The sequence below is a fragment of the Streptomyces seoulensis genome, assembly GCF_004328625.1.
GTDB lineage: Bacteria > Actinomycetota > Actinomycetes > Streptomycetales > Streptomycetaceae > Streptomyces > Streptomyces seoulensis.
Genome location: NZ_CP032229.1, coordinates 1468516 through 1482347, shown reverse-complemented (window position 1 = coordinate 1482347; position 13832 = coordinate 1468516). Strand labels below are relative to the sequence as shown.

Annotated in this window: 9 protein-coding genes; 5 read left to right on the top strand and 4 right to left on the bottom strand. The window is 72.6% G+C overall.

What is annotated here, in order from left to right; translation table 11 throughout:
- Positions 1 to 2: 2 nt before the first annotated feature.
- Positions 3 to 1115, bottom strand: coding sequence for an ADP-ribosylglycohydrolase family protein (locus D0Z67_RS06945; RefSeq protein ID WP_031182893.1), 1113 nt, complete (start codon positions 1113 to 1115; stop codon positions 3 to 5).
- A complete protein-coding gene (locus tag D0Z67_RS06940; protein ID WP_051887964.1) occupies positions 1112 to 2263 on the bottom strand; it encodes an ADP-ribosylglycohydrolase family protein in 1152 nt (383 codons plus the stop codon). The genes D0Z67_RS06945 and D0Z67_RS06940 overlap by 4 nt, the downstream gene beginning before the upstream one ends.
- Positions 2264 to 2544: 281 nt before the next feature.
- Here D0Z67_RS06940 and D0Z67_RS06935 point away from each other — a divergent pair, with 281 nt between their 5' ends.
- The 3 genes from D0Z67_RS06935 to D0Z67_RS06925 all read left to right on the top strand — a co-directional run bounded on the left by D0Z67_RS06935 (position 2545) and on the right by D0Z67_RS06925 (position 9947).
- Entirely contained in the window at positions 2545 to 3276 is a 732-nt protein-coding gene (locus D0Z67_RS06935; protein ID WP_131589621.1) for a VIT1/CCC1 transporter family protein, read from the top strand.
- A 610-nt stretch (positions 3277 to 3886) separates the two neighbouring features.
- Positions 3887 to 8491: a glutamate synthase large subunit gene (gene gltB, locus D0Z67_RS06930; protein WP_199812227.1), complete on the top strand. Its 4605-nt coding sequence runs from the start codon at positions 3887 to 3889 to the stop codon at positions 8489 to 8491.
- The gene (locus tag D0Z67_RS06925; protein WP_031182889.1) at positions 8484 to 9947 is read left to right on the top strand and encodes a glutamate synthase subunit beta; all 1464 of its coding nucleotides are present in this window, start codon (positions 8484 to 8486) and stop codon (positions 9945 to 9947) included. Before gltB ends, D0Z67_RS06925 begins: the two co-directional genes overlap by 8 nt.
- 100 nt (positions 9948 to 10047) lie before the next feature.
- Here D0Z67_RS06925 and D0Z67_RS06920 read toward each other — a convergent pair whose 3' ends face one another.
- Complete coding sequence (locus tag D0Z67_RS06920; protein WP_031182888.1) at positions 10048 to 10965, bottom strand: rhomboid family intramembrane serine protease; 918 nt, start codon at positions 10963 to 10965, stop codon at positions 10048 to 10050.
- 244 nt (positions 10966 to 11209) lie between these two features.
- On the opposite strand from D0Z67_RS06920, the gene D0Z67_RS06915 reads away from it, so the two are divergent.
- On the top strand, positions 11210 to 12412 hold the full coding sequence (locus tag D0Z67_RS06915; protein ID WP_031182887.1) for an esterase/lipase family protein: 1203 nt from the start codon (positions 11210 to 11212) through the stop codon (positions 12410 to 12412).
- A gap of 14 nt (positions 12413 to 12426) precedes the next feature.
- Here D0Z67_RS06915 and D0Z67_RS06910 read toward each other — a convergent pair whose 3' ends face one another.
- On the bottom strand, positions 12427 to 13320 hold the full coding sequence (locus tag D0Z67_RS06910; RefSeq protein ID WP_031182886.1) for a hypothetical protein: 894 nt from the start codon (positions 13318 to 13320) through the stop codon (positions 12427 to 12429).
- Positions 13321 to 13415: 95 nt separating this feature from the next.
- On the opposite strand from D0Z67_RS06910, the gene D0Z67_RS06905 reads away from it, so the two are divergent.
- Positions 13416 to 13754, top strand: a complete 339-nt coding sequence (locus D0Z67_RS06905; protein WP_031182885.1) for a chorismate mutase — start codon at positions 13416 to 13418, stop codon at positions 13752 to 13754.
- Positions 13755 to 13832: the final 78 nt, after the last annotated feature.

Below are 13832 nucleotides of genomic sequence, written 5' to 3'. Positions count from 1 at the left end.
CATCATCCCCCTGGCCGGGTCCGTTGGGCGGCTTCCAGCAGCCCGGCGAGTTCCACCAGATCGGTGCCGGTAAGGCGGGGCAGCGCGCAGCCGGAGAGGGTCCGGCAGGAGTGCCGCCACGCCTCGGGTACGCACTCCCCGCCGCCCAGCGCCCCACAGAGCGCCCCGGCGAGCGCGGGCGCGGAGTCCGCGACGCGGGAGAGGCAGGCGGCGGCCGGTACCGCCTCCGCGATCCGCCCGGCCGCCGCGAGGGTCAGCGCCAGGGCCACCGGCACGGTCTCGGCGGCGGCGATGCCGTAGCTGTAGACGTGGTCCACGATTTGATGCTCCAGCAGCGGGACCAGGGCGAACGCGGTGTCGGTGGCGGTCACCAGGGCCAGCGCGTGCCGGGCGTTGCGGCCGATCTCGGTGCCCTCGGGCAGCTCGTCCAGCGCGGCCGCCACACACGCGTCCGCGCCCGCGCCGGACAGGGCGGTGGCCAGCGCCGCCGCCATCGCCCGCGCCCCGTGCACCCCGTCGCCGTCCTGCGTGTAGCGGGCGTCGAACTCCGCGAGGTCGGCGGCGCGGGCCGGGTCGCCGGGGTGGGCGACGGCCAGCACGCAGGCGCGTACGCAGGCCGCGTCGTCGAAGTAGTGCGGGTTGTCGTGGCCGGTGGCGGGCGGGCGCAGCCCGGCGGCGAGGTTGCCGAGCCCGGCGCGCACCGAGATGCGGGCGCGCAGGGGGAGCACGGCCGACTCGATCTCCGGCGCGCGTTCGGCCGCCGCCGCGACCTCGGAGGCCACGGCGGTCCAGGTCAGGTCGATGGCGGCGCGTATCCGGCGGTCCCGGCTGAGGTCGCCCAGCACGTCGTCCCCGGCCCGCAGGACGGCCTCCGCCGCGAACGCCGCCCACTCCGCGTCGTCGGAGGGGCCGAGGCGCAGCGGCTCCGGGGGCTGGTTCAGCGCGATGGGCACCGGCAGCGTGGTGGTGGCGTTCTGCTCGGCGAAGGTGTCCAGCTCGCGGGTGAGCCGCCGGGTCCACTCCGGCATCCGGGCCGCCCGGTGCCGGGCGGCGGGCCACCCCGCCGCGTCCCCGGCGGCGAGCCCCAGCAGCAGCCCCTCGATCCGCCGGCTCACGACCGGTCCTCCGGGTCCGTGTTCCGTACGGCCGCCACGCGGGGGAACGAAGTCTCCACGACGTTGCCCACCAGGGTGAGCGGCGGCTCCACGGCCGGCCGCAGCCCCTCCGGCACCAGATCCGGGGGCACCACCCCCTCGCCCCACTTGCCGCCCTCCTCCGGGGTCAGCAGTTCGGCCACGTCCAGGATGTGGTGGCCCGACATGGCGGGCAGACACCTGCCGCGCGCCGGACCGATGGCGGCGGCCCACACACCGGGGATGGCGGCCACCCCGTTGGTCGCACCGGCCAGGGCGCCCGCGACCGCCGCCGTGGTGTCGGCGTCCCGGCCCATGTTGACGGCCGTCAGCACCGCTTCCGGGAAGTCCCCGTCGGCCGCCGCGTACGCGCCGAAGGCCAGCGCGACCGCCTCGGGGGCCAGATCGGTCCACGGGTAGCCGCCGATCACCACCGCCGTACGGACCGCGCGCTCGCCCCGGTGCGCGACGGCGACCGCCCGGCGCAGCGAGCGGGCGGTCCAGGAGTCGTCCGGTACGACGGCGAGCGCGGCGGCGATCACCACGGCCGGCTCCGCGCCCGCCATCGCGGCGGCCACCCCGGCCGCGACCGCCTGGCCGCCGTAGATGCCCTCGCCCTCGTGGCTGACCGAGCCGTCGACCGCCACCAGCCGGGCCGCCTCCGAGGGCCGCCCCGCCGCGAACACCCCGAACGGCGCCGCCCGCATCGCCAGCCCGTCGCTCCAGGCGTGCCGGTGCTGGGCCGAGATGGGCGCCGCCAGCCCCCGCCGCAGGTTCTCCAGCGTGCCCCGCTCGCTGAACCCCGCGCCCCGGAAGGGACCCTCGGCCCGGTCGGCGATCCACTGGTGCCAGGCCGCCTCGACGTGGGCCGGGGTGAGCGCGGAGCCGTGCCGGGCGAGCAGCAGCCCGGAGAAGATCGCGTACTCGGTGTCGTCCGTGCCGCACGGCCGGTCGGTGACGTAGCCGGTGATGCGGCCCCAGCGGGCGCGGATCTCGGAGGGCTTCAGGTTCTCGGCGGGGGCGCCCAGCGCGTCGCCCACGGCCAGGCCGAGCAGCGCGCCGCGCGCCCGCTCGCGGAGCCCGGGTCCTGCGGGGGCGGGCAGCGGGGAAGCGGGTGCGTTCGATGCCATGGGCGGGACCCTCCTTCGCCAGGACCGCGTGGACCGCCTGGACCGCGTGGCCTTTTGTGGATGTGTCCCACCCGAGGGTCGGAGCCCTAGCCTCCGGGGCGCCGCCGTCACCCGCTCGGTACCGGGAAATCCCCGTGGTGGGTGCCTGAGCTGGGAAGACAGCGGAGGTTAGCGCAGCCTCGCCTTGCTGGCGGCCGGGCGTCGATCACCGTAGATTGGAGGTCGTTCGAAAAGTGGAATCAGTCCAAAGTTAGCTTTGGCTCAGCTTACCGGGGGTCCTCATGGCCGTCATCGAGACCGGGGCCGCGCTGCACGAGGCGCACCGCGACAACCACACGCACCGCGACGTCAACGGGGGCTGGCTGCGACCCGCCGTGTTCGGCGCGATGGACGGCCTGGTCTCCAACCTCGCCCTGATGACGGGTGTCGCGGGCGGCTCGGTGGGCCACCAGACCATCGTGATCACCGGTCTCGCCGGGCTCGCGGCCGGTGCCTTCTCGATGGCGGCCGGCGAGTACACCTCCGTCGCCTCGCAGGCCGAACTCGTCCAGGCCGAGCTGGACGTCGAGCGCCGTGAGCTGCGTCGGCACCCGCAGGCCGAGCAGGACGAGCTGGCCGCGCTGTACGCCTCGCGCGGGGTCGAGCCCGGCCTCGCCCGCGAGGTGGCCCGGCAGCTCTCCAAGGACCCCGAGCAGGCGCTGGAGATACACGCCCGCGAAGAACTGGGCGTCGACCCCGACGACCTGCCCTCCCCGCTGACCGCCGCCGTCTCCTCCTTCGGCTCCTTCGCGCTGGGCGCCCTGCTCCCCGTCCTGCCCTACCTGCTGGGCGCGACCGCGCTGTGGCCCGCCGTCCTGCTGGCGCTCGCCGGACTCTTCGGCTGCGGCGCGGTGGTCGCCCGGGTGACGGCCCGCAGCTGGTGGTTCAGCGGCCTGCGCCAGCTCGCGCTGGGCGGCGCGGCGGCGGGCATCACCTTCGCGCTCGGCACGTTGTTCGACACGGCTGTGAGCTAGGGGGTGTCTTGTCGATCACGCCGGGCTCGCGACGCCTGGCACCGCACCTCGCCGCGTTGTCGTCGGTCCCCGATGCTCCGCATCGACTCCCTCCTCTTCCTCCTCCGCCTTGCAGCTGCACGCACCAGACCCCGCTCGGGTCAGCCAGGTGGCACCGGCGCCCCGAGCCGACCAGATCCGGAAGACAGGCCCTGAGACCCTGGACATATGCCGGGGCACGTATAAATAATTGTTACTCGCGGGTTTCGCACGCTTGGCCGTCGGGCATGAGCCGTAAGCACTGCGGGCAACGGCGCCCGCGGTGCACTCGCGGGACGGGCGAAGACGCCTCTTCCGCCCCCTGGGCCCGACCGGTCACCACCCGTCCGGTCCAGTCGCAGGACCCCGCTCGAAACCGCAGTGAAACCCCGCTTTCCCCGCCGCTCGGAGCGGCGCCCGCCGTACCCCACGGCACCCCGCCGCGCCTCCTGTGGCGTCCGCATGGTGGAACGGAGTATCCGGTTCCCGACAAGCGTTCCATCATGTAACCTGCACGAAATTTTGCACCAGCAGAGGGCCAGCGTCGTCCCTCGGCACCTGCCACACGCCACTGACGACGACGGGAGAGCCGATGCGTACGACGCGCCAGCCGTCCCCGCATTCCGTGACCGACCGAGCCTGGTCCTTCATGGATGCCCGCCCTGCCGCGCAGGGCATGTACGACCCCCGCGACGAGCACGACGCCTGCGGCGTCGGCTTCGTGGCCACCCTCACCGGTGAGGCGAGCCACGCGCTGGTCGAGCAGGCGCTGACCGTCCTGCGCAATCTCGAACACCGCGGCGCGACCGGCTCCGAGCCCGACTCGGGTGACGGCGCCGGCATCCTCTCCCAGGTGCCCGACGCGTTCTTCCGCGAGGTCGCCGGATTCGAGCTCCCGGCCGCCGGTTCCTACGCCGTCGGCATCGCCTTCCTGCCCGAGGACGGCACCGACGAGGTCGTCTCACGTATCGAGACGATCGCCGCCGAGGAGGGCCTCGACGTCCTCGGCTGGCGCGAGGTCCCGGTCGCCCCCGAACTGCTCGGCGCGACCGCCCGCTCGACCATGCCGGCCTTCCGCCAGCTCTTCGTCGCCGACGGGGTCAGCGAGGGCATCGCGCTGGACCGCAAGGCGTTCGTGGTCCGCAAGCGCGCCGAGCGCGAGGCCGGGGTCTACTTCCCGTCGCTGTCCGCCCGGACGATCGTCTACAAGGGCATGCTGACCACCGGCCAGCTCGAACCCTTCTTCCCGGACCTGTCCGACCGCCGGTTCGCCTCCGCGATCGCGCTGGTGCACTCCCGCTTCTCCACGAACACCTTCCCGTCGTGGCCGCTGGCGCACCCGTACCGCTTCGTCGCCCACAACGGCGAGATCAACACCGTCAAGGGCAACCGCAACTGGATGCGCGCCCGCGAGTCCCAGCTCGCCTCGGACCTCTTCGGCACCGACGACAACCTCGCGCGCACCTTCCCGGTCTGTACGCCGGACGCCTCCGACTCGGCGTCCTTCGACGAAGTGCTGGAACTGCTCCACCTCGGCGGGCGCTCGCTGCCGCACGCGGTGCTGATGATGATCCCGGAGGCGTGGGAGAACCACGCCACCATGAACGTGAAGGACGCCGACCGGCGGGCCTTCTACCAGTTCCACTCCACGATGATGGAGCCCTGGGACGGCCCCGCCTGCGTCACCTTCACCGACGGCACCCAGGTCGGCGCCGTGCTCGACCGCAACGGCCTGCGCCCCGGCCGCTACTGGGTCACCGACGACGGCCTGGTCGTCCTCGGCTCCGAGGTCGGCGTCCTCGACATCGACCCCGCCAGGGTCGTCCGCAAGGGCCGCCTGCAGCCCGGCCGGATGTTCCTGGTGGACACCGCCGAGCGCCGCATCATCGAGGACGACGAGATCAAGGCGTCCCTCGCCACCGACCAGCCCTACGCCGAGTGGCTGGAGGCCGGCGAGATCGAGCTGGGCGACCTGCCCGAGCGCGAGCACATCGTGCACACGCACGCCTCCGTCACCCGCCGCCAGCAGACCTTCGGCTACACCGAGGAAGAGCTGCGCGTCATCCTCGCCCCGATGGCCAAGGCCGGCGCCGAGCCCATCGGCTCCATGGGCACCGACAGCCCCATCGCGGCCCTCTCCGAGCGCCCCCGGCTGCTGTTCGACTACTTCACCCAGCTCTTCGCGCAGGTCACCAACCCCCCGCTGGACGCCATCCGCGAGGAACTGGTCACCTCCCTGCGCTCCTCGCTGGGCCCCCAGGGCAACCTGCTCGACCCCACCGCCGCCTCCTGCCGTTCCGTCGTGCTGCCCTTCCCGGTGATCGACAACGACGAGCTGGCCAAGCTCATCCACATCAACGCCGACGGCGACATGCCCGGCTTCAAGGCCGCCACCCTCTCCGGCCTGTACCGGGTCTCCGGCGGTGGCGACTCGCTCGCCGCGCGCATCGAGGAGATCTGCGCCGAGGCGGACGCCGCCATCGACAACGGCGCCCGGCTGATCGTGCTCTCCGACCGGCACTCCGACGCCGAGCATGCCCCGATCCCGTCGCTGCTGCTCACCGCGGCCGTGCACCACCACCTCATCCGCACCAAGGAGCGCACCCACGTCGGCCTGCTGGTCGAGGCCGGTGACGTGCGCGAGGTCCACCACGTCGCGCTGCTGATCGGCTTCGGCGCCGCCGCGGTCAACCCGTACCTGGCGATGGAGTCCGTCGAGGACCTGGTCCGCGCGGGCACCTTCCTGCCCGGCATGGAGCCGGAAGCGGCCATCCGCAACCTGATCCACGCCCTCGGCAAGGGCGTGCTGAAGGTGATGTCCAAGATGGGCATCTCCACCGTCGCCTCCTACCGGGGCGCGCAGGTCTTCGAGGCCGTCGGCCTGGACGACGCCTTCGTGGAGAAGTACTTCGACGGCACCACCACCAAGATCGGCGGCGTCGGCATCGACGTCATCGCCAAGGAGGTCGCCGCCCGGCACGCCAAGGCGTACCCGGCCAGCGGCATCGCGCCCGCGCACCGCACGCTCGACATCGGCGGCGAGTACCAGTGGCGCCGCGAGGGCGAGCCGCACCTGTTCGACCCGGAGACGGTCTTCCGCCTCCAGCACTCCACCCGTTCCGGCAGCTTCGACATCTTCAAGAAGTACACCGACCGGGTGAACGAGCAGTCCGAGCGCCTGATGACGCTGCGCGGCCTGTTCGGCTTCGACTCCGGCCGCGCCCCCATCCCGGTGGACGAGGTCGAGCCGGTCTCCGAGATCGTCAAGCGCTTCTCCACCGGCGCCATGTCGTACGGCTCCATCTCCCAGGAGGCGCACGAGACGCTCGCCATCGCCATGAACCAGCTGGGCGGCAAGTCCAACACCGGTGAGGGCGGCGAGGACCCGGAGCGGCTGTACGACCCGGCCCGGCGCAGCGCCATCAAGCAGGTCGCCTCCGGCCGCTTCGGCGTCACCTCCGAGTACCTGGTCAACGCCGACGACATCCAGATCAAGATGGCCCAGGGCGCCAAGCCCGGCGAGGGCGGCCAGCTCCCCGGCCACAAGGTCTACCCGTGGGTCGCCAAGACCCGGCACTCCACGCCCGGCGTCGGCCTGATCTCGCCGCCCCCGCACCACGACATCTACTCCATCGAGGACCTCGCCCAGCTCATCCACGACCTGAAGAACGCCAACCCCTCGGCCCGCATCCACGTGAAGCTGGTCTCCGAGGTCGGCGTCGGCACGGTCGCGGCCGGTGTGTCCAAGGCGCACGCCGACGTGGTGCTGGTCTCCGGCCACGACGGCGGCACCGGCGCCTCCCCGCTGACCTCGCTCAAGCACGCGGGCGGCCCCTGGGAGCTGGGCCTCGCCGAGACCCAGCAGACCCTGCTGCTCAACGGGCTGCGGGACCGGATCGTCGTCCAGACCGACGGCCAGCTCAAGACCGGCCGGGACGTGGTCATCGCCGCGCTGCTCGGCGCCGAGGAGTTCGGCTTCGCCACCGCGCCCCTGGTGGTCTCCGGCTGCGTGATGATGCGCGTCTGCCACCTGGACACCTGCCCGGTCGGCATCGCCACCCAGAATCCGGTGCTGCGCGAGCGCTTCGAGGGCAAGGCCGAGTACATCGTCAACTTCTTCCGGTTCATCGCCGAAGAGGTCCGCGAACTCCTCGCCGAGCTGGGCTTCCGCACCATCGAGGAGGCCGTCGGCCACGCCGAGGTGCTCGACGTGGAGCGCGCGGTCGACCACTGGAAGGCCCAGGGCCTGGACCTGGAGCCGCTGTTCCACGTGCCCGAGCTGGCCGAGGGCGCGGTCCGCCACCAGGTGGTCTCCCAGGACCACGGGCTGGAGAAGGCGCTCGACAACGAGCTGATCCGACTCGCCGCCGACGCGCTGGCCGCCACCGACGCCACCGAGGCGCACCCGGTGCGCGCCCAGGTCGCCATCCGCAACATCAACCGCACGGTCGGCACCATGCTCGGCCACGAGGTGACGCGGAAGTTCGGCGGCGCGGGCCTGCCCGACGACACCATCGACATCACCTTCACCGGCTCGGCCGGCCAGTCCTTCGGCGCCTTCCTGCCGCGCGGGGTCACCCTCCGCCTGGAGGGCGACGCCAACGACTACGTCGGCAAGGGCCTCTCCGGCGGCCGCATCGTGGTCCGCCCCGACCGGGCGGCCGACCACCTCGCCGAGTACTCCACCATCGCGGGCAACACCATCGGCTACGGCGCCACCGGCGGCGAGCTGTTCCTGCGCGGCCGTACCGGCGAGCGGTTCTGCGTCCGCAACTCCGGGGCCCTGGTGGTCTCCGAGGGCGTCGGCGACCACGGCTGCGAGTACATGACCGGCGGCCACGCGGTCGTCCTCGGCCCGACCGGCCGCAACTTCGCGGCGGGCATGTCCGGCGGCATCGCGTACGTCATCGACCTCGACCCGGACAACATGAACGCGGGCAACGCGGACGCGGTCGAGCCGCTGGACGACGCCGACCGGACCTGGCTGCACGACGTGGTGCGCCGGCACGCCGAGGAGACAGGGTCCACGGTCGCGGAGAAGCTCCTCGCGGACTGGGACCGGTCCGTGGAGCGCTTCAGCAGGATCATCCCCAGCACGTACAAGGCAGTGCTCGCCGCCAAGGACGCCGCCGAGCGAGCCGGTCTCTCCGAGACCGAGATCACCGAGAAGATGATGGAGGCGGCGACCAATGGCTGATCCCAAGGGCTTTCTGAACCACGGCCGCGAGGTCGCCCGGACCCGTCCCGTCGACGAGCGCGTCAAGGACTGGAACGAGGTCTACGTCCCCGGCGCCCTGCTGCCGATCATCGGCAAGCAGGCCAGCCGGTGCATGGACTGCGGCATCCCGTTCTGCCACAACGGCTGTCCGCTCGGGAACCTGATCCCGGAGTGGAACGACTACGCCTACCGGCAGGACTGGGCGGCCGCCTCCGAGCGGCTGCACGCGACCAACAACTTCCCCGAGTTCACCGGGCGGCTGTGCCCCGCGCCCTGTGAGTCGGCCTGTGTGCTGGGCATCAACCAGCAGCCGGTCACCATCAAGAACGTCGAGGTCTCGATCATCGACCAGGCGTGGGAGACCGGGGACGTGGCCCCGCGCATCCCCGAGCGGCTGTCCGGCAAGACGGTCGCGGTCATCGGTTCCGGACCGGCCGGTCTCGCCGCCGCCCAGCAGCTCACCCGCGCCGGCCACACGGTCGCCGTGTACGAGCGCGCCGACCGCGTCGGCGGCCTGCTGCGGTACGGCATCCCCGAGTTCAAGATGGAGAAGCGGCACATCAACCGCCGTATCGAGCAGATGCGCGCGGAGGGCACCCGCTTCCGCACCGGTGTGGAGGTCGGCCGCGACCTCAAGGCCGGTGACCTGAAGAAGCGGTACGACGCGGTCGTGATCGCCGCCGGGTCCACCACCGCCCGCGATCTCCCCGTCCCCGGGCGGGAGCTGACCGGTATCCACCAGGCCATGGAGTACCTGCCGCTGTCCAACAAGGTCCAGGAGGGCGACTTCGTGTCCCCGCCGATCACGGCCGAGGGCAAGCACGTCGTGGTCATCGGCGGCGGCGACACCGGCGCCGACTGCGTGGGCACCGCCCACCGCCAGGGCGCGGCCTCCGTCACCCAGCTGGAGATCATGCCCCGCCCGAACGACGCGCGGCACCCGCTGAACCAGCCCTGGCCGACCTTCCCCATGCTGTACAAGGTCACCAGCGCCCACGAGGAGGGCGGCGAGCGGGTCTACGCCGTCTCCACCACCCACTTCGAGGGCGACGAGGACGGCAACGTCCAGGCGCTGCACCTGGCCGAGGTCGAGTTCATCGACGGCAAGCTGACCCCCAAGCCGGGCAGCGAGCGCAGGATTCCGGCCCAGCTGGTCACCCTGGCCATGGGCTTCACCGGCACCGACCGGGAGAACGGCCTGGTCGACCAGTTCGGCCTGGAGCTGGACGAGCGGGGCAACATCGCCCGCGACGCCGACTTCCAGACCAACGTGCCCGGTGTCTTCGTCGCCGGTGACGCGGGCCGGGGCCAGTCCCTGATCGTGTGGGCCATCGCCGAGGGCCGCTCCGCCGCCCGTGGCGTGGACCGCCACCTCACCGGGGCCAGCGACCTGCCCGCCCCGATCCGCCCCACCGACCGCGCCCTGGCGGTCTGACACCCGCACACCCGGTGTGCCGTACAACGGCGTACGGAACATCAGACGGCGCCTGCCCGACAGTCCCCGACCGGACGCCCGGGCAGGCGCCGCCGCCTTCTCAGTAGGTGCCACTGGTGAGCGTGGCCACCTTCACCGCCGCCAGCCCCAGCAGCAGGACCAGCAGGCCCACGCACGCGGCCCACTGGACCAGCGTGCGGCGCTCGCCGCGCGGGGCGTAGGCGAAGGCGAGGGTCACCACCGCGCCCACGAGCAGGCCGCCCAGGTGGCCCTGCCAGGAGGTCGCGAAGGCCGAGATCACCAGCCAGATCAGCAGGCCGGTCATGTACTGGTTGACCGAGCGCATGTCGTAGCCGAGGCGGCGCCCCATCACCCAGTACGCGGCGCCCAGGCCGAACACCGCGCCCGAGGCGCCCACCGTCGGCACGTCCGGCGCGATCAGCAGCACGAGCACCGAGCCGCCGAGCGCCGAGAGCAGGTACAGCGCGAGATAGCGGGCCCGGCCGAGCTGGGTCTCCACCACCCGGCCGACGTTCACCAGCGCCACCATGTTCAGCACGATGTGCACCACGCCGATCCCGTCGTCCGGCGGCAGGTGCAGGAACGCGCCGGTCAGCAGCCGCTCCCACTGCCCGCCCGCCACCCCCTCCGGGGTCAGCACCGAGTCGTACGGGTACTGCCACAGGTAGTGGCCGCCGTCCGGGCCGACCAGGCCCGCGCCCAGCATCCCGAACCGGTCCGTGATGGAAGGCCGGGCCAGCTCGGCGAGGTAGGCGAGCACGTTCAGCGCCACCAGCACCCAGGTGACCAGCGGAAACGTGCTGATCCGGCCGCCGAACGCGGTCCGCGCCTGGCGTGTGGAGCGGGCGCCCTCCTGGACGCACTCCACGCACTGGTGGCCGACCGACGCCTCGCGCATGCAGTCCGGGCAGATGTAGCGGTCGCAGCGGGTGCAGCGGAGGTGCGACTCCACCTTGGGATGACGGAAGCAGGTGGTCACGGCGGACTCGGCGGTCACGGCCGGCTCCTTCGGGAAAGGGGTGTGGGAAGTGAGCCGGTGGGGACGGCGGCGAACAAAATATCGGATCATCGCAGGATCGCCGCGCCTCCGGCTGTGATCAACCGATTTCCCGACGCCGCGTCACCACCCCGCCACCGCCCCACTCTTGTGGATGAACCCGGTGGCGAGACACTCCCCGCAGGTCAGAGGGCATGCTGATGATGTCCCGACCATCGCGCCCGCGTGGTTGGAAGGAGACGCCATGTCCGAGCAGAACGAGCAGAGCGTCGGGGAGTTCACCCTCGCCGGCCCGCTGGCCACCGCGCCGCCGGCCGGGTACACCGCGCCCGAGCCCGACGAGAGGTGGCCCCTGCCCGGCGGCTTCGCTCACGTCTACTACGGCGAGCGCAACCAGGGCATCGTCCGCCCGGTGCTCATGGCCGACGGCTTCAACCTCGGCAAGAGCGACCTCACCTGGCTCTACGCGGGCCTCGACAGCACCTACCCGATGCTGACCGAGCTGCGCCGCCGGGGCCGGGACGTCATCCTCGTCGGCTTCAACGAGCGCAGCGCCTCCCTCCTCGACAACGCGCAGACGGTGACCGCCGCCGTCCACCGGACGATCGCCGAACGACTGGGCGGCACCCGCCTCATGGCCGGCGGCTTCAGCATGGGCGGCCTGGTCACCCGGTACGCGCTGGCCCGCATGGAGATGCAGCGCATGGATCACCAGGTCGGTGTGTACTTCTCCTGGGACACCCCGCACCGGGGCGCCTACATCCCCATCGGCCTCCAGGCGTTCGCGCACTTCATCCCGGTGCCCAACGACTTCGCCCGGCAGATGAACAGCCCGGCCGCCCGCCAGATGCTCTGGCGCCACTACGACGCGATGACCGGCCAGAACGGCATCGCCCCCGAGCGCCGCGAATTCCTGAAGCGGCTGGACGAGGCCGGCGGCTGGCCGCGCATCCCGCGCGTCCTGGCCCTCGCCAACGGCCGCGGCGACGGCACCGGCATCGACGTACCGCCCGGCGAGAGCGTGCTCAAGTCCGAGCGGGTCTATCCCGGCACCGCCTTCTACGCCCAGGCGCAGGGCCGCGAGGTCACCGTCGCCGAGCTGAGGCGCCGCTTCCCCGAGTCGGAGAAGACGATCACCACCGGCGACCTCCCCGAGCTGGACGGCGCCCCCGGCGGCACCCTGCGCTCCTACGGCATCCTCGCCGACGCGCTCAAGAAGGCGGGCGCCCAGGTCGACCTGCGGCACGAGGAGATCTGCTTCGTGCCCACGGTCAGCGCGGTCGCCATCCGCGACCTGGACCAGCAGAAGGACCTCTACGCCAACGTCGGGGACCTCGCCCCGGACGAGAGCGAGACCGACGACTTCATCTGGTCCTCCAGCACGACCCCGCACACGGCCGTCACCGAGGAACTCGCCACCTGGCTGCTGGACCGCCTCTTCGGCTGAGATCCGGCCCGCGCCTATGTATCGCACTCCAGCACCGTCCGGCACAGCCCGCAGCGGACCTTGACCCGGCCCTTCACCGGCACCCGGATGCGCTGGTGGCACACCGGGCACGGGAAGGACACCTTCAGCCCCGCGCCGTCCGGGGTGAACACGTAGGGGGAGTCCGGACGGGGCCGGCCGGAGTCGTGCCGGGCGGTGTCACGGCGGTCGTGGGCGTACCGGCGCCGGGCCGCCCAGCCCGCCGCGGCCAGCGGCGCCCGCCGCTCGTCCGCCCGCGCCCGGTCCCGGCCCGCGACGTACGCCGTGTACGCCTGCGGGCTGGTGAACCACACCGCCGGGTCCTCCCCGAACACCGCCGCCCGCTTCGCCAGGACGTACCCGAACTCCTCCGGGGTGAGATAGCCCAGCTTCTGCGACGCCTCGCCGTGCTCCCGGTAGGCGTCCAGCAGCAGCCAGCCCGCGCCGAGGTAGGTGGTCACCGTGTCGGTGAGGATCTCGTTCCCGGCGGTCGTCGGGAACTCCAGGCCCAGCCGGTGCAGATACACATGGGCCACCTCGTGCGCCAGGGCCGCGCCGATGTCCCGCCGGTGGGCGCGGAAACGGTCGTTCAGCTCCACGAAGTACTCCGGGCCCGCCGCCAGTTCCACCTCGGCCGCGTGCGTCATCTCCCGGAAGCAGACGATCAGCCGGGCGTCCGGCAGCCGGAAGTGCCGCACCAGCTCCCGCGCCACCCGCTGTGCGCCCAGATGCAGGTCGTCCCCGTCGCCGAAGGCCACGTCGGCCGGGGCCACGCTCGCCGCGAAGGTCCGCAGCCCGTCCTCCGACAGCCGCCGGTACAGCGCCGTGACCGCCGACCGCACCGTGTCGAGGTGCGGGAAGCCGTGTTCCACCGGTCCGCCTGCCACCACGCCCGCACCCCCGAAGGTCGCCCGGAACACCCCCTCCCACTGTAGAACCGCCCACCAGCCACGCCACCGCCCCGCGCCCCGTAGGGTTGACGCCCATGACCATCAGCAACACCGGCACCGGTGACGTCGACCCCGAGGCCCGCGAGGAACTGGAGCGGCTGCGGGCCAGCATCGACAACATCGACGCGGCCGTCGTCCACATGCTGGCCGAACGCTTCAAGGCCACCCAGCAGGTCGGCCGCCTCAAGGCCCGCCATCACCTGCCGCCCGCCGACCCCGGCCGGGAGGCCCGCCAGATCGAGCGGCTGCGCAGCCTCGCCGAGGACGCCCGCCTCGACCCCGCCTTCGCCGAGAAGTTCCTGAACTTCATCGTCGCCGAGGTGATCCGGCACCACGAGCGCATCGCCGAGGACTCCGCCCACACCCGCCCCTGACCCGCGTACGCCCGGCGCGGGACCGGCGCGGGGCCGGACATATGCCGTGTACCGAACCGCCCCTGTCCGCTGCCGGGG